Annotated in this window: 21 protein-coding genes and 2 pseudogenes; 4 read left to right on the forward strand and 19 right to left on the reverse strand. The window is 33.6% G+C overall.

The annotated features are described in order from the left end of the window. Nucleotides 1-109 precede the first annotated feature (109 nt). From JFT95_RS11680 to JFT95_RS11690, 3 genes are all read left to right on the forward strand, one after another. The gene (locus JFT95_RS11680) at nucleotides 110-430 is read left to right on the forward strand and encodes a 2Fe-2S iron-sulfur cluster-binding protein (RefSeq protein ID WP_002189833.1); all 321 of its coding nucleotides are present in this window, start codon (nucleotides 110-112) and stop codon (nucleotides 428-430) included. 4 nt (nucleotides 431-434) lie between these two features. Next, nucleotides 435-1,097 carry a ribose 5-phosphate isomerase A gene (gene rpiA / locus JFT95_RS11685; protein WP_002136714.1) on the forward strand — a complete coding sequence of 221 codons (663 nt, stop codon included), beginning with the start codon at nucleotides 435-437 and terminating at the stop codon, nucleotides 1,095-1,097. A 105-nt stretch (nucleotides 1,098-1,202) separates the two neighbouring features. Continuing rightward, the gene (locus JFT95_RS11690) at nucleotides 1,203-1,637 is read left to right on the forward strand and encodes a GNAT family N-acetyltransferase (protein WP_098635744.1); all 435 of its coding nucleotides are present in this window, start codon (nucleotides 1,203-1,205) and stop codon (nucleotides 1,635-1,637) included. A 212-nt stretch (nucleotides 1,638-1,849) separates the two neighbouring features. Here the strand turns inward: JFT95_RS11690 and JFT95_RS11695 are convergent, their stop codons facing one another. The 17 genes and pseudogenes from JFT95_RS11695 to JFT95_RS11775 all read right to left on the reverse strand — a co-directional run bounded on the left by JFT95_RS11695 (nucleotide 1,850) and on the right by JFT95_RS11775 (nucleotide 14,854). Beyond that, on the reverse strand, nucleotides 1,850-3,226 hold the full coding sequence (locus JFT95_RS11695) for a lytic polysaccharide monooxygenase (RefSeq protein WP_201052271.1): 1,377 nt from the start codon (nucleotides 3,224-3,226) through the stop codon (nucleotides 1,850-1,852). A 438-nt stretch (nucleotides 3,227-3,664) separates the two neighbouring features. Beyond that, nucleotides 3,665-4,225 (reverse strand): phosphatase, encoded by a 561-nt coding sequence (locus tag JFT95_RS11700; RefSeq protein ID WP_201052273.1) that lies wholly within the window; start codon nucleotides 4,223-4,225, stop codon nucleotides 3,665-3,667. A 76-nt stretch (nucleotides 4,226-4,301) separates the two neighbouring features. Next, entirely contained in the window at nucleotides 4,302-5,498 is a 1,197-nt protein-coding gene (locus tag JFT95_RS11705; protein ID WP_201052275.1) for a macrolide family glycosyltransferase, read from the reverse strand. A gap of 92 nt (nucleotides 5,499-5,590) precedes the next feature. Then, complete coding sequence (locus tag JFT95_RS11710; RefSeq protein ID WP_201052277.1) at nucleotides 5,591-6,268, reverse strand: formylglycine-generating enzyme family protein; 678 nt, start codon at nucleotides 6,266-6,268, stop codon at nucleotides 5,591-5,593. A gap of 32 nt (nucleotides 6,269-6,300) precedes the next feature. Next, nucleotides 6,301-6,819, reverse strand: a complete 519-nt coding sequence (locus JFT95_RS11715) for a DNA topology modulation protein (RefSeq protein ID WP_012261069.1) — start codon at nucleotides 6,817-6,819, stop codon at nucleotides 6,301-6,303. Nucleotides 6,820-6,840: 21 nt separating this feature from the next. Further along, nucleotides 6,841-7,227 (reverse strand): ribosomal maturation YjgA family protein, encoded by a 387-nt coding sequence (locus JFT95_RS11720; protein WP_201052279.1) that lies wholly within the window; start codon nucleotides 7,225-7,227, stop codon nucleotides 6,841-6,843. A gap of 92 nt (nucleotides 7,228-7,319) precedes the next feature. Continuing rightward, nucleotides 7,320-7,529: pseudogene (locus JFT95_RS11725) on the reverse strand (MmcQ/YjbR family DNA-binding protein); the annotation flags it as partial. A 10-nt stretch (nucleotides 7,530-7,539) separates the two neighbouring features. After that, entirely contained in the window at nucleotides 7,540-7,944 is a 405-nt protein-coding gene (locus JFT95_RS11730) for a GNAT family N-acetyltransferase (protein WP_016091530.1), read from the reverse strand. Nucleotides 7,945-7,977: 33 nt separating this feature from the next. Beyond that, nucleotides 7,978-8,394 (reverse strand): GNAT family N-acetyltransferase, encoded by a 417-nt coding sequence (locus JFT95_RS11735; protein ID WP_002136725.1) that lies wholly within the window; start codon nucleotides 8,392-8,394, stop codon nucleotides 7,978-7,980. A gap of 32 nt (nucleotides 8,395-8,426) precedes the next feature. Then, nucleotides 8,427-8,798 (reverse strand): hypothetical protein, encoded by a 372-nt coding sequence (locus JFT95_RS11740; protein WP_002136727.1) that lies wholly within the window; start codon nucleotides 8,796-8,798, stop codon nucleotides 8,427-8,429. Beyond that, entirely contained in the window at nucleotides 8,795-9,571 is a 777-nt protein-coding gene (locus tag JFT95_RS11745; protein WP_201052281.1) for a serine hydrolase, read from the reverse strand. The genes JFT95_RS11740 and JFT95_RS11745 overlap by 4 nt, the downstream gene beginning before the upstream one ends. 185 nt (nucleotides 9,572-9,756) lie before the next feature. Next, a complete protein-coding gene (locus tag JFT95_RS11750; protein ID WP_078204552.1) occupies nucleotides 9,757-10,269 on the reverse strand; it encodes a GNAT family N-acetyltransferase in 513 nt (170 codons plus the stop codon). Nucleotides 10,270-10,347: 78 nt separating this feature from the next. Further along, complete coding sequence (locus tag JFT95_RS11755) at nucleotides 10,348-11,349, reverse strand: HAAS signaling domain-containing protein (protein WP_002142072.1); 1,002 nt, start codon at nucleotides 11,347-11,349, stop codon at nucleotides 10,348-10,350. Next, on the reverse strand, nucleotides 11,336-11,683 hold the full coding sequence (locus JFT95_RS11760) for a PadR family transcriptional regulator (RefSeq protein WP_002085093.1): 348 nt from the start codon (nucleotides 11,681-11,683) through the stop codon (nucleotides 11,336-11,338). The genes JFT95_RS11755 and JFT95_RS11760 overlap by 14 nt, the downstream gene beginning before the upstream one ends. Nucleotides 11,684-11,851: 168 nt before the next feature. Next, nucleotides 11,852-12,184: a DUF952 domain-containing protein gene (locus JFT95_RS11765; protein ID WP_012261076.1), complete on the reverse strand. Its 333-nt coding sequence runs from the start codon at nucleotides 12,182-12,184 to the stop codon at nucleotides 11,852-11,854. A 74-nt stretch (nucleotides 12,185-12,258) separates the two neighbouring features. After that, nucleotides 12,259-14,334 (reverse strand): HelD family protein, encoded by a 2,076-nt coding sequence (locus JFT95_RS11770; protein WP_201052283.1) that lies wholly within the window; start codon nucleotides 14,332-14,334, stop codon nucleotides 12,259-12,261. A gap of 232 nt (nucleotides 14,335-14,566) precedes the next feature. Continuing rightward, entirely contained in the window at nucleotides 14,567-14,854 is a 288-nt protein-coding gene (locus JFT95_RS11775; protein ID WP_016101269.1) for a hypothetical protein, read from the reverse strand. 336 nt (nucleotides 14,855-15,190) lie between these two features. Between JFT95_RS11775 and JFT95_RS30125 the strand changes: the two are divergent. Continuing rightward, nucleotides 15,191-15,337: pseudogene (locus tag JFT95_RS30125) on the forward strand (IS4 family transposase); the annotation flags it as partial. 79 nt (nucleotides 15,338-15,416) lie between these two features. Here the strand turns inward: JFT95_RS30125 and JFT95_RS11780 are convergent. After that, nucleotides 15,417-16,154 carry a class I SAM-dependent methyltransferase gene (locus tag JFT95_RS11780; RefSeq protein ID WP_201052285.1) on the reverse strand — a complete coding sequence of 246 codons (738 nt, stop codon included), beginning with the start codon at nucleotides 16,152-16,154 and terminating at the stop codon, nucleotides 15,417-15,419. A 181-nt stretch (nucleotides 16,155-16,335) separates the two neighbouring features. Further along, nucleotides 16,336-16,719: a gamma-glutamylcyclotransferase family protein gene (locus tag JFT95_RS11785; protein WP_201052287.1), complete on the reverse strand. Its 384-nt coding sequence runs from the start codon at nucleotides 16,717-16,719 to the stop codon at nucleotides 16,336-16,338. Nucleotides 16,720-16,729: the final 10 nt, after the last annotated feature.

The raw sequence follows: 16,729 nt of genomic DNA on the forward strand, positions 1-16,729 counted from the left end.
CGATTGAACAAATAAAAAAGTTACGGGGCTTATAATTAATTTTATGTTTATGTTCATGAATACGGGTCATAAATATGTTATATAGCATTTTACATGAGGAGGAATCAATTTGCCAAAATTAACAGTGGAAGGTACCGGAACTTTCGATATTAAAGAAGGAACGAAATTAGTATTAGCACTTGAAGATAACGGTGTACACATTCTTCATCGTTGCGGTGGCAAAGCAAGATGTACAACTTGTAGAGTTGAAGTCATTGCAGGTGATTTTTGTGAGGCGACAAATGATGAAAAACAAGCTATTACGGAAAAAGGAATTGAAGACCACTTACGATTATCGTGCCAAATGCGTGTACATAAAGATATTACCGTTCGCCCTATACTTACAGTTGAAAATTCCGGTTTAGATGCTGGATCACGCCCGGCGGAGTAAAATGATGAATTTAAAACAGCTTGCAGGCGAATATGCTGCTGGCTTTGTAAGAGATGGTATGACGATTGGACTTGGTACGGGTTCAACCGTATATTGGACGATACAAAAGTTAGGTCACCGTGTACAAGAAGGGTTATCTATTCAAGCTGCACCGACATCAAAAGAAACTGAAGTATTAGCAAAACAATTATCTATTCCGCTAATCTCTTTAAATGAAATTGATATACTTGATCTCACAATTGATGGAGCAGATGAAATCAATAATGATTTACAATTAATAAAAGGTGGTGGTGGTGCATTACTTCGCGAAAAGATTGTTGCCACCTCCTCTAAAGAACTTATTATTATTGCAGATGAATCCAAACTCGTTTCACATTTAGGTACCTTTCCACTTCCTATTGAAATCATCCCCTTCTCTTGGAAGCAAACTGAAAAGAGAATTCAATCTTTAGGATGCGAAACGCGTTTACGTATGAAAGATGGCGGACCATTTATAACTGATAACGGCAATTTAATTATTGATTGTATTTTTCCAAACAAAATATTGAATCCAAATGATACACATACAGAGTTAAAGATGATTACCGGTGTAGTTGAAACAGGATTATTCATCAATATGACGAGCAAAGCAATCATCGGAACAAAAAACGGTATAAAAGAATATTAAGCATTTTAAAGGCTGACTTTTGCAAGTCAGTTTTTTCTTTTATAGCATTACAGTATGATATACTATGAAAACACATTCATATCGCACTAGAAAGGGCTGAACAATTTGCAATCCAAACTCATAACAGAACTTACAGATTTAGAAACTGCCTTTCACATTCGAAAAGAAGTCTTTGTAAAAGAACAAGGTGTCCCACTTGAAGATGAATTCGATACATATGACCAAATTGGCGAGGCATGCAAACATATATTAATTTATTATAATGAACTTCCTGTAGGAACTGGCCGTATACGATTCGTTGACGGAATGGGTAAACTAGAAAGAATTTGTATTTTAAAAGACTATCGCAAATACGGATTAGGCAAAGTAATCATTCAAAAGTTAGAAGAGATTGCTCGTAACAAAGAAGCAAACAAAGTTAAACTACACGGTCAAACACAAGCTGAAGGGTTTTATGAAAAATTAGGCTATCAAACTTCTTCCGACGTATTTATGGAAGATGGAATTGCGCATATACTTATGACGAAAGTGTTATCATAATAGAAAGGTTACTATATGATTCTACATTATGTATTCGTATAGTAACCTTTCTGTAGCTTATTCGTTTGAAAGTCTCTTTGATGAATATTCTAGATTAATACAAAAAGACGACGCTGAATACGTCGTCTTTTTTATAAGTAGAAAAGTTAACTCTCAAACTTCCTTTTTTTGCATCAAAGCCCATCATCTTTTATTTCATTTTGAGGTAAAGCTTACACTGCTTTCCATAAGGATAAAGCAAAAATCCAGTTTGGATCCCCATGTCCTTCATAATTCTGGACTGCTTCATACACTTTTCCCTCGTGTAAAACTCTATCTCCCTTTTTATATGCTTTCTTTGCATCCCACGCTTCATATGAAGCGCTTTCAGTTTTTGTAGTAATTGTGAACGTATCACTTTGTACGGATTCATTTCCAACTACATCCACTGCTTTCACTGCTTTCACTGCATATTTATAAGTAGTATTAGCGAGTAAATTTTTATCCATATAAGAAGTCGTATTGGATGTTGCAATTTTTTTCATTGTTCCTTCTATTTCTCTATAAATATCGTAATAGTCTACTCCAACGTTATCATCAGATGGGCTCCACATTAGATCCACACTTGACGCTGTTGTTCCCATGCTATGTAATCCTTTTGGTTGTGTTGGTGCTTCTGTATCAGGAGCTTCAACTGTTGTTTTCACTGTAAGCGCTGTACTTTCTTTCGATACATTGCCAGCTGCGTCAATTGCTTTTACAGTATAAGTGTATTCTGTGCTTGGTTGTAATTTCTTATCAATAAAATAAGTGCCTGGTACTGTGTCAATCATCTCTCCGTTACGGAAGATTTGGTACCCTTTTACTCCTACATTATCCGTAGAAACGTTCCATGTTAGTTCTATACTATTCGCTGTTACTTTTTGCGCCTGAATTCCATTTGGAATACTTGGCGCTTCTGTGTCTGGTTTCACATTATTGATGAGATTCACATCAATTACATTATAGAACGCATTTGCTGTATCAGCTACATCCCATACAGCTAAAATCACATGATATCCACTACGGTCAGTAGGTACATTGATTTTATGAGTTAAATTATTTGAAGCTGCAGAACCATCATGTTGTACAGTGCCAATTGGCTCAAAGTCTGCTCTTGTTAGTGCTTTATTTGGATTCCATCCTTTTTTTGTAATATAGTAGTGCCATTTGCTTGTTAAGTGAGGTGCTGTATACTTCCAAGTAAATGTATTTTCCCCACCAGTGATTGTATTTTTAAACCAACGATTTGCTGTTTGTTGATCTAAAATACCGCCAAATTTTCCACCTGCAGAAGCGATTTGCCCATCAACTGGGCCACCTTGTGGGAATCCTTTTGGAGCTTCTAAACTTTGTGGTTCATACATAACACTTCCACAGTTTACATTTAGAGCACCATAAGTTGGACTACATAAAGCGGAACGGCTACCAGGCTTTTCAACAAAGCCGTGCGCGTATGCATTTTGAGGAATAAGTGTCGTGCCGATAATTCCAGCTGTTAATGCAACAGCTCCTATACTTTTTTTGTTCATTTTCAAGTTTTGTAGTTGTTTTAAAAATCGATTATTCATGTTCCTGTCCCCTTCTTGTTATACTTCGTAGTGTAATGTGGGCTTTGATGTAAAAGAATAACAAGAGTCAATCTTATTTCATGTATGCGTAAATATGCATACACCGTCGTAAAGAAACATTTCATTTCTTGTGAAATATTTCACTTACGGAATATATCATGACATAGAAATCACCTAAATGTGTGCAGAAGTTGTGCAGAAATAGTGAAATTACTACTAACACGTAAAACTACATCCTAAATTTATAAAGTAAAAGTGAGCAATAGAAATTGTAGTACTTGTAATGAAAAATTTTAGGTATATATATGGATGAATTGCACCAAGTCGTCTTGAAACCCTTCATCGTTAACTTAAAACGCATGGCAATGTGAGATCACATTATTTTAAAACAACGTGCCATCTCCATTTTCCATATATCTTTCTATCAATACTTTGAAATTACTTATCACTTGTAAACATTTCCGAATCCGTCAATATAGTTTCATAAAACTTATCATATTCTTCACTGTATTGAAGTTTTAACTTTTCTATTAAACTTGTATCTGGTGAAATAATATCAATAACGTCTGTACTTATATACAATAAATAAGTATCGTTATAAAAAGAAATATACGCTTGCTGACCACCATTAACGACATACTTGCAATACTTATATACTTCATCTTCATGTACACCTTTAATCGTAGTAAATATGATTGTACTTTCAAAATCATCAACGTCTACTTTCGTTTCTGCCCAATTCTTAATCTTCATGAACCTTCCAATTTTTGTTTTCTCATTTATTCTCTTACTTTTACCATATGTTATGTAACCGGAAATAAATGAAACATCAATTGTATCAGGACTTTTAAAAAGTTCAGTCAAAATCCCTCTTAATCCTCTCAAATTATCCTCAAATAATTCTATATCGAATCTAATTCTATTTTTCGCCTCCACTTGAAAAAATGGTGTAGCTGTCATGTCAGCAAAATTTACATCTAGTATTTTCATTCTTTCCATTTCATCAATTCCTCGCTTCATATAACATAAAAGTGTCTATATCATTTAATATAGACACCCTTTCACATGTATAGTTTTAATAACAGCCTGTAAATTTAAAAATTTCATCAACTGCTTGCTTATACCCACCTGATTTTCGGAGAGACTCCTTCAAATTCAAAGCAGCTTCTTTACATGACGGATTATTTAATACTATTTCTACACTTTCACTTAGTTGATCCGCAGTTAATCCTTGCATTTGCAATTTAACTCCTGCCCCGAGACTCTCCACTTGCTTTGCGATTACTGGCTGATCTGCACTTTGCGGAATTACAACGAGTGGAACACCGTTATATATCCCTTCATGCGTACTGTTCATACCGCCGTGTGTAATAAATAGTTTCGTATATTTGAGAAGTTCAGTTTGTGGTACATAGTTTTTCACAATGAAGTTTTTAGGGATATTACCTAAATCACTTATTTCCGTTTTGTTGCCAATAGACATAACAATTGTATGCTTACTATTCTCGAACGCCTTCATACAAAGTTTATAAAAATCAATCGCCTCATTAAAAACAGTACCTAATGAAATGTAAATCAGGCTTTTTTCTTCAATTGAAGTGTAATCAAAACCTTCATTTTTCACTTGTGTAGAGATAGATGGACCCACAAATTTGAATGTTTCATTAAATGTATCCCCAAAAGGTTGGAACTCCTTAATTGTATACACAATAGTAAGTGAAGCTGGATTACAGAAAACTTCATACGGTGAGTTTATATTAACACCATATTTTTCTATAATTCCATTAGTTAAGTTTTCAAAATCATTATGTATTCTATCCTGAACTTCCAGTGGGATATTTTTAGAAAGATGGTCTAACATTTGTTTAAATGATTTTTCATCTTGTGCAAAAGATGTGCATGAATTTATGGCTGGAAGATTAAGAATTTGGGCAATTAAGCGACCACAGCCAAACATCGAATCATGAATAATATAATCAAAATGTTCACCTTCAATTTGTTCTAGAACACTAGGTATTACAATATCAGCTGTATGTAGAAGGCCGTTTATTCTTTCCTGTAAATAATTTCGACCACCGGAAAGAAATGCTTGTATAAATTTTTCATCATCAATCGTTCGTACAGTAGCACCTGTCTTCTCAATACGCTCCCTGAAAGCCTCTATTGAAAAATAAACTACCTCTTCACCGCGAGAAATCAGTTCTTCTACAACATGTAATGTTGGATTTATATGTCCTTCTGATCCAGCGTTAATGAATAAAACACGTGCCATTCAAAACACTCCTTAAATTTTAAAATTTCTATGTTGTAAAGAGTATGGATACTTTCCATACTCTTTACGGAGTTATATGTATCATTTTCCTGCTAAATTGACCTAGCAAGCCTAAAACCGAGATCATCTATATGAAATGTAGGATGACTACGACGGCGACAAGTAGCACCGCACCCTCTCGCTTCTTCAGCCCAGCTACCGCCTCGGAAAATTCGGTACGATCCATATACCTTTTCATCATACAAATCATAACACCATTCCCAAACGTTCCCTAACATATCATATACTCCCCATGCATTCGGTTCTTTTTTACCGACCTCATGAATTTTCCCATCCGAGTTTTTATTATACCAAGCTATCTTATCAAGTTCTCCATATGTATACCCAGTAGTCCCTGCTTTACATGCATATTGCCACTCTGCCTCAGAAGGTAATCGGTAGCCATTTGAATGTAAGTTACAACTAACCTTTTTCCCATCATCTTGTATAGAATAATACTCTGTAAACCCTGCTATTTTAGACAGTAAATTACAAAAAGAAATTGCCTCATGCCATGAAATATTTACAACAGGTTTATTACCATTTTCATTACCATTTAGTGCACGATTCGTAATTGCGTAATATAATTCCGCTGTTACAACATACTTTGCAAGAAGAAATGGTTTTATTTGAACTTGCCATTCTTTTTTTATTCGATCATCTCTTAATTCTACTTTTCCTGCTGGGATTTTCACCATATTAGAATCAACCGGGCCAATGAATCTATTCAATCCTATCCCCCCATGTTACTTCTTTTTATAATCTAACTATTTATGGTATCGTTCTTCTCTAAAAATAGTCTTACTTCATTTGAAGATTTTAAAATAATAACATCTTTATCCTTACTCAATTGATTTAGCCTCTTTAAAATTGAAGGTCGTTTCGTTTTAGGATATTCCCATATCCATTTGAAAAATTGCAAGTCAAATCTTTCTTCACATCCAGCCCCCATATCCGGTCTTGTTTTATTCCGATATTGCACAATTCTTTTAAAAGCACGATAAACACAAATTGTTCTATGAATATCAAGAAAGATAATTGTATCAGCTGCGTTAATTCTTATGTCCATTGTCCCGCCATAATTCCCATCAATAATCCACTTTTCCCCTTTAACTAATTCATTTTGAACCGTTCTTTGCTCCTCTTTCGGTACACCCTCCCAATTTGGTTTCCAAAATAGTGCATCAAGATGATGCACCTTAATATTTAATTTATTCCCTAACTGTTTTGCTAATGTAGATTTTCCTGAACCACCAGAACCTATTAATATTATTTTTTTCATAAATACCCCTTTTTACATCTTTTATTTCTTCCGTAGCATAAACTCACCAAGCATTCCTACTCCAACACCAATTGTGTAAGCCACTAAATCACTCCATAAAAATCCGTAACCTAATACGAGTCCACCTAAAGTCGTTGCTCGAATGCTATCTATCCATTCCGCATGGTACAATTGACTAATTTCAATCCCGTAGCAAAATATCAAACTAATAAAAGCTAATTTCCTCGTTTCTATTTTAGGAAACAAAAATCCAAATCCAGTGAAAATCATTAATGCCCATAAAACATCACCTAAGTACCCATTTAACAAATCTGGTAACGCAAAAGCAAACTTTCTTGAACTAAGACCTAAAATAATAACAACTATAGTAAACATTACATATAGTAATCTATTTCGTTTCGTATTCATTTCAAAAGCTCCTACTTCATAATTTAAAACTGCAAATAGCTAGTAAAATAGAACTATTTTACTAGCTATTTATAGTCGACTTCACTTTGTATTTAATCCAATAACTCTTGCTGCTTTTTCTTTGAAAACGATTGTAGTACTAAATCATACGACCAATCTATCATCTTATTAATTTGTTCTTGTCCTACATCCTTATGTATGTACACTGTATTCCAATGCTTTTTATTCATATGATATCCAGGAATTATTGTTTCTGGGTAATCTTCTCTTATTCGTAAAGCGAGTTCTGGATCACATTCTAATTGGCACCTCTTATTCTTTCACTATTTGATTACGATGCATCACAATTTGCTTCGTCGCTTTAAATTGCTGTTCACCATAGAACTTTATTAGTTTCTCTCCGCAAAATAGACTAACAATATCAATATGGGATACCTCTTGAAGTAACATTGTAAGCATCTTCTCACCAATTCCCTTGTTTCTTACACTCTCATGTACGACAACATCTTCAATATACGCCCGAAAAACACCGTCAGTAACAACTCTAGCAAATCCAATTAATTCGTTTTCTTCCCATACTCCAATTGCTATACTATTCTTTAACATTTTTTGAATATCGACTTCTTTTCTTTCTGGCCACCAGCCTACAGAATCGTAAAGTTTCTTTATTTTTTCTACACAGATTGGTTGTTCATGTTGTAATTTATACGTGTACATTTTTTCTCCCCTCAACCAGTATACATAATATTATTATAATCTCTTTTCTAAAAAGTGTTGACTATGCCCTTTAGGATGATCTTCAACAACACCATATTCTCGGTATCCGTGCTTTTTATAAAAATCTGGTGCTTGGAAACTAAATGAATCTAGTAAAATGAGTCTACATCCTTTTTCCATCGCAATTCCTTCTATTTTATGTAATAATTGACTACCATAACCATCATGACGAACAGATTCATCAACCCATAAAAAATCTATATGAAGATGATAAAAATACATCGTTCCTGTTACCCCGCCAAAGATTTTTCCATCTTCATCTTTCACTACGAAGCTTACTTGTTCCATCGGCTGTTTTACTTCATCTGACAGCACAGACATGTTATATTGAATTAATTTATTTTTAATGTATTCTCCTTCAGTGCGTGTACCGTTCTCTATGCGTTTCATATATTTCTTCCTTTCAACTTAGTAAGCTATATTTAATTTTTATTTCTTCTCTTTAATATACTGATGAATACAAATCCACCATATGTAACAAAGCATGAAAAACCAATTATTCCTGGTACAGAGACATAGCCTATTCTTACATAACTTATAACTGCAAAACTAGCGATTGATAATAAAATAGATGGCCAAAATATAAGAGCTGTTTTTCTTCGTCTCTGTTTCGATGTACTTTCTTTCTCTTCAGAAACACGTGTGCCAAAAAGCAATACAATACAAATGAGAATCGCTGCAAAATAAATTGTATCTAATGACAAAGTGTGATCGTATAGTGCAATTCCAACTTCAAGAGCAATAATCGTAATGATTAAAATAATGATTGTTGAAGTCTTTAAGTTTCGTTTCAATCACTCACCCCTAATATACTTTTACTGTATTCTTTGTACACGTACCTCAAAGCTTCTATAACGGTTTCATCAACTTGTTTATTATCAAATCGATTAGGTAAATCTCTTCCCCCAATTACATAAAGAAACGGAAATTTATGAAACATTCCTATTATACCAATATTTATTATAGCGGTGGATAAACCACCTGTCATATGAGCTAAATGATAATACGGTATCCCTTCATAATCACCTTGTTGCCTTACCATTCCATTAATAATGGGTTCCCATAATTCTGGTTCTGATTTATATCCTTGAAAAATATGTACTAAAAGTGAAAGAACTTGATTTAACTCTCCGACATTTTGCTCATCTCTAGGGTTTTCCTGTATATGAATCTTTGAAAAGTACGTTAAAACATTTTCTCTGACAGTTTCCCATCCTCCGCAGTGCATAACAATTGACTGAGCTATAGAGCTGTCGTGACATGCTATCATTACTTCAACCGCTTTACTAAGTGTTAATGTAGCTCTGTCTTGTAAGTGAGGATATAACTGCGCACTATCCTCATTTGGATTATACTTAATGTGATGAAGTGTATCACTCCAACTAATTAGTTTATCCTTTACCATCTTTGCTACTGTAAATCCAATTGCCACTTTTGCTGCTGATGCTAAAGGAACGTATAGCTCATTGTTATGGGTAGCAACTATATTTCCATTCTTTGTTGAATAAACAAGTATTCCAACTTGACCAATTTGTATTTCTTTTATTTTTCTAATGACAGCCTGCATATTCATCCCTCTTCTTATATCGTTTTATCATCTTCTCAAAATTCGATATAGAATATAAGAATCCTTTTTTGTTAAATGATAATCATGAATACAATAAGAAAAAGATAGCATGAGATTTCTTCATACTATCTTTTGAAGTATATACAATTTCCTTTTAAAATTATTTTTTACAGTAATAGATACAGCTATTCTTCAGTAGGATTTTTAGGACCATTAAGCTCCAATTGATAAAAAGCTAAATCTAGCCATCCATTGAACTTATAACCAGCCTTTTTTATTGCTCCCGAATAAACAAATCCGAAGTTTTTATGCATTGCAATGCTTTTTTCATTTTCCGCATCAATTCCAGCAATTAAGGTCATATATTCTCTTTCTTTTGCAATTGTAATTAATTCTTCCATTAAAGAGGACCCAATTCCATTTTTTCTATATTCCTTATCAACATACACAGAATGTTCAACTGAATATTTATAGGCAGGCCATGCCCTAAAGGGGCCAAATGTCGCAAATCCTACTACTTTATTATCTAGCTCGTAGACTAAAATTGGATAGCCATCAGCCTTTTTTTGTTCATACCAATCTATTCTATTTTCAAGGGTTACAGGTTTGTACGCATATACAGCTGTTGAATTAAGGATTGCATCATTATAAATATCTAAAATAAATGTTACATCTTTTTTCATTGCTTCCCTTATCATTGTTTTCTTCCTTTCATAATGATCTTTCTCTGTACCTTTCTTTCAACTGATCTACCTAATAATAATACAAACTTATTTTTACAACCGAATTCTAGATTTTCGAAAACCATCAATTGCATTTAGTACCGCAGATAATATGAAGATAATTATCCCTCCACCAATTAACCACGTTTTAAATTCCTCTGGAGAAATTGTAAACACATTTGCCACATACGTAATGAATCCTTCGTTAAATAAATGAGGATTTACTACGATTACAATGAATACTATTGTTGCAGCTAGCTGTAGTATTGCATTCCCAATTGCCACTCTTTTCGTCCATTGTCCTTGCACTAACTTATAAAGAGATATACCTATTTCGAAAACTATCATAATTACAACGATTGGCCAGTACTGAAGTAAAACATCTTGATTAAAAGTTGGCGCGACAAACTTCAATCCATTTGCCGTACCATTATATACGCCAACAAGATAATTCGCATAAAAGTAAAGTGTAGCCCACACTGCCGTCCACATCAAACCTCCAAAAACTTCAAACTTTGAAATTGACTTTTTCTTTGGCACATACGAGATATTTTTCAAATCATCAGGTGTCCATTTTTTTAAACTTGTCGTCAACGGTTGGGTGCTTTTGTCTTTATCTGTTCTTTCTAAAATAGCAAATACAAGTGTCAACCAGAAAAATACATGGAGGCCTACTTCGACAATTTCCCCAATTCCTTTACCTATCAATTGTAAAATAACATTTAAAACTGCCTGATCACCAGTATAGCCTATAAAATTTTCTGCAACCATTGAAATGAGTGCGATAACAGCTGCAATTGGTATGATCATTTTTAATAATGTCGTATACACATCAAAATAACGTGGTCCAATTAAATGCATCGGTCTATCCAAATACCCATTAGCCAATGAAACTGGGCTCCCCAATTTTTCAAGGACACTCTTTACATCTTCCTCATTGTACTCATCAGGTAACATATCCTCTATTGTCGACCGTAGTTCAAGCGTAATATCTTCACGATTTTTTTCAGGTAATCTCTTCGCAACTTCATGGACATACATATCAATCAAACTCATTCTCGTCCTCCTCCTTTAATAGGTTATAAAGTTCTTTCGAATCCTTTATCCACTCCTTTTTCAATTGTAAAAATATCTCTAATCCATATTCACTTAAAACATAATACTTACGAGGTCTACTCTCCGTTTTATCCCAACTACTCGTCACTAGCTCCTGCTTTTCTAATCGGCGAAGTAGTGGATATAAAGTACTTTGATCTATCATGATTCCTGATTGCTCCAATAATTGGACAAGCGAATATCCATATTGCGGCGTTCTTAGTTGACTTAAAACCGCTAATGTCAATGTCCCTCTCCTTAGCTCAGTAATTAATGAATTTAATAAAGTATCCATTCACCCACCTCATTCTCATTACTATATGTCATACAGTATGTGTTTTATACTATGTATCGTACAGTATTATTGTGACAAAAACAATAATTTTCCAAAAAATATATACAATAAAAAGCACAAACTATATAATTTGCGCTTTTCTAGCTAACTTAAATACCTATAACACTCTTAACTTTGTCCCTCTGGTAATAAAAAATCTCCCTTTTCTTTAAGAAATGGAACAACACCTACAATTGCCTCAAAATTGATTACGCCATATACATGCGGGTATTCTTGACCGTTAGAAGCAAGTTCATATTTTATTTTTGCTTTTACTAGGGATGGATCAATTGTAAGTAATAATACATCTTCTTCATGACTGAAATGTGTTTCCGCAACTTTTAAAGCTTGGTCTAATAATGAACAATGAATGAACCCCTCTTCTTTAAGTGAGGCTTCATTAATCTCTCTAGTTGTTTTTGCGATTTCCCAATTTCTTTTTGTTATTACTTTTGTAATCATATCCATTCCCCCTATATCCTTATATAGAAAAAAAGAGGTTTTTCTGTTTATTACTAGAAAATCCTCTTTTTTATTTATTTTATTCCCTTAATTAATGGTGACGCTTCCCCACTATAGAAAATCCATAAATCATGCAGTGATCTCGTACATGCGACATACAGTAACTTCGCATCATGTTTTGTATTTTTATAATGTTCTTCATCAACATCAATTAAAATTACAGCGTCAAATTCTAAACCTTTCGCCAAATATACAGGTACTACCGAAATACCACCTTCATATTTGCTTTGATCTGCTTCAATGACATTAACAGTCAACCCTGCATTTGTTAACTTCTCATATATATCACGGCATTCATCGTCTGTTCTTCCAATTACCGCGATTGTTTTCACATCTTCAGTTTGCAAATGCTGTAATGTCTTTAAAACTTCAGTAAATTGGTCCTCTGCCGGAATTACTTTCACGTCTTCACCGCTACGGAAAACTGGAGTTGCCAGTCCCACTGGAATCTCTGCATTTTTAATTATTTCATTCGCGAATTCAATAATTTCTTTTGTAGAACGATAACTTCTCGTCAATTCGTAATAACCTGTTTCTTGGAATACTTCCTTAAAAGCACCCCAGTCTTCAATTCCTTGATAATCATAAATCGCTTGAGATAAATCACCTAATATAGTGAAAGAATTACCTAGTGTAATTTCTTTTAATACATATACTTGGAATGGCGAGAAATCTTGCGCTTCATCAATAACGACGTGATGGAATTTTTGTCCAATTTCAATTCCTGTTATGCGATGTTGTATGTAAATTAAAGCTGGTAAGTCTTCTACATACACTTCTTTTTTACGACAATTCTTTTCTGTTTCTTGAACAAGTTCTTCAGGTAATACTTCGAGTATTTCTTTACTCTTTATCATTGAATTATATAGTGAAAGCGGGCTCATTTTCGGCCAAAAATTCATATATGTGTTCAATCTCTTTGTCGCTTCTTTTTTTAGTAATTTTTTCTCGTTCGTTTCTCCAAACTTTTTAAGCTCAATTTCAATCCAGCGCTTCATACGGCCGACTAAACGTTCTCTTCTTTTCTTTAATGGATAGTGTTTATATTCAACCTGCATCCATTTTTTAACGTCTTCCACTGGAATAACAGCTTTATCCCATGCCTCAAAATCTTTTGTTGGCACTAAATCTTTTTCAAATTGAATCATTCTTTCTTCAATAAACGACTTAAATTCCAGCGTGCCTTTCAATTTACCTAGCATAACCTTTTTTTCATCGCGATTAATTGAGAAAGCTTCTTTCAATTTTTCTTCTGTCTGCTTCAGTTTCACCGAACCATCTAACGTACGTAATGCCCAATCTGGAAACGTTGTTTGACTAATATTTCCTACCCCTAACTCAGGAAGTACACTTGAAATATAGTCTAAAAACAAACTGTTTGGAGCGAATACGATCATTCTCTCCGCTTCAAGTTGTTCACGATATTCATAAATTAAAAAAGCAAGGCGATGTAAAGCGATTGTTGTTTTTCCGCTCCCTGCAACCCCTTGAATTAATAACGGTAAGTTTCTTTCCGCACGAATAATATCATTTTGCTCCGATTGTATAGTCGAAACGATATCTTTCAATTTATTATCTTTATTCTCACCTAATCGATATAGAAGAAAATCATCAGCATGTGAGACATCTTCATTTCCTTTCACATATGTATCAACAACACGTTCTAGTTCTCTCTTTCGAATCGAAATGTTTCGTTTTAAATAAACATCGCCTTCTACTAATCCGTCTGGTGAATGATAAAATGCTAATTCTTCACCACCGGTAAATGAATAAAACATACTTGCGACAGGTGCACGCCAATCAATTACAATTGGTTTCATCGTATCTTTATCTGAAACACCTACTTTACCGATGTAAATCGGCATTACGTCTTCCTTGCCATCCTCCTGAAAGTCTAATCTTCCAAAATACGGCTCATGTACACCAATACGTAAGCTTTGTCTATTAGACTCCCTCATACTTTCAAGAATTTGCTCTTTAAAATCTTCTCCATAATAAACCGGGATTTTTTCAAGCTGTTCTAATTGCTCATCCATCGTACATAAAATATCTTTCATTTTCTGTAATTCTTCTTCAAATATGTTACTCATTTGATGATTCCCTCCTGTCCGTTCCAATTTTTTCAGTCGAGATACAATTGTATTAAAAATCCATTCATAAAGTCAATAGTTTGATTGAGAATTTTCCGAATTAAAGAAAAACACAAAAAATATACCTCTTTATCTAAGCTTTTGAAGTATCTTTAAAACAAAATTTTCTCTCTCTTTATTTTTTCATTTCATAGATTGCTTACACAAGGAACTGTATGTAAAAATAATCATTCTAGTTATCCGAATCATTCCACTGACGACTTATTTCTAGGCCATAATCCATATCGTAAACTTCTTTTATAGCTTTAACTTTTTCAAGACTTTCATCACTAAACACAGGTTTATTTTCAAAAGAATGTAGAACGATTCTTTCAAGAAGAATGCCCAGCGAAATATCATGATATTCTGCCATCGCTTTCAAAACTTTTACCATTCTTTTTTCCATCCTAATACCAGTTTGCACACGTTCAACTTTAATTTTTGTGTTTTTTTCATTTATTTGTTCATTATTTTGTTTCATAATTTCACACCCTTAATGCAAAAAATATTATTTTGTTACCTTGGTAACAATTTATCGTTATAACACCGATGCGTGTTTTGTCAATTGTGTCATTTTATTATTGGTTAAACATAATAGGTTCTCGCCCTATTACTATTATCAAGATAATGTAAATTTGTATCCATATAACGAAAAAAACGCTATTCTTTTTATATAAATATACAAAAAGGATGGCGTTTTAATATGAATTTATCGATTTTTAATGAACTAGTATTAGTTTTCAAATAATCACAACGATATATGCTGCCTAATAATTTGGAGTGATTAGTTAGAAAGATTTGATTCGCTTAACAAACTAGTGAATATATTTCACAAAAACTAGTATACCTTTGTGTTTTATTTAGCCAAAACATAGCTCATTCTTCATTAACCCAACCTTTCAGTCTTTTAGAAGCTAACAAAGATATTTATATGAGTATAGAAGCACTCAACCAACTATTTTCGTTATTAGATTCTATAAATTTGAAATTCCCTTCACATAAATTCAGCTTAATGTGTACGAGGGAGACGCCCAATCTATTCTTTATTTCTTTTTTACTTTTATACGATACGATAAGCACTCATGTAAAGAAGCTTGCTCTTTATATCGCGATTTCTCAAAATCAAATGCGCCACCCGGGAAAATTGCTACAATATTTAAATTTGCTTCATCACATAGATCGCTAATCTCTTCAACTGTATAGCAACGTAAAGACTGTGTTACAATCTCATTAGGCTGATTAGGATTCCACCAATGATCTAACATTCTTTCATTTATACTATCATATTCATATTTTCGCATCGCTGAACTTAATGGCATTTCTTGTCCACTTACCTTTTTCCAATACAAAGATTGATAAATATCAATAAGTGCACATCCATCTTCCTTCATCCAATCTTTAATCCGTTTTAGTAGAAACAATTGCTCATCATTTGTTCCTACACCAAATCCATCTAAATAACTAACCACATCAAATTTTTCTTCAAAGTTAATTTGATAAAAATCTCCACAATGAATGGCAATATCACTACTAGAATGTTCTTTTGCAAAGGAAACCAGCTCTGATACAAGTTCAACAGTTGTCATTCTCACACGTAACTTAGACATCGCTCGTGCAAATCCACCATTTCCCGCACCAAGTTCTAACATCGTTTGAAATGGATGACCAACTTGTTCTTGAACTTCTTTAGCAACCTGCTCTAACCAGCTTTCTGTATTGATATCGTAATTCGACAGTTCGAATTGTTTTTGGTAAAATTCCTTCACATTTAATTCGTTCATTATTATTCTCCTCCTGCACTAGACTTTTCTGCTACAGGTGAGAAACTAAATTTCTGACACCCATAAAAAAAACCATTCTTATTTCTCTATATTTACAATTTATCAAAATAATAAGAATTTTAAAAGTACCAATATAAAAAGCAGATAATGGTCGATTCCACTATCTGCTCTATAGCTGCTTTTATTTTCCTTGTTGATACTCCACCCAATCACCAGAAATGATAACTTTCTTTAGCATCTCTTTATCTTGAGCAATATACACAAATGCACGTATTTCTCTATCACCTAAATAAATCGTTTCGGTGATTCGGTCATATAAATCACTCTCTGCATTACCTGTGTATTCTTCAAGTTCATCTAACTTTTGCAGAACATCATCATTTACTTCATAAACTTCTCCGTATACTTTGCCCTCATTTGAACAAATCATCGCAGGATACCCTTCGTATGTATCAAATAATTTACCATACGTCCATGCTTCGTCTGCGATGCATATTGCACCTTGCATAAAATGAGCATTCGTTTGCTCTTTTCTTAACGTGCCATACACGAAAACGTGATGCATAAATCCCTAT

It is taken from the genome of Bacillus sp. TH17 (assembly GCF_016651125.1).
Taxonomy (GTDB): Bacteria; Bacillota; Bacilli; order Bacillales; family Bacillaceae_G; genus Bacillus_A; species Bacillus_A mycoides.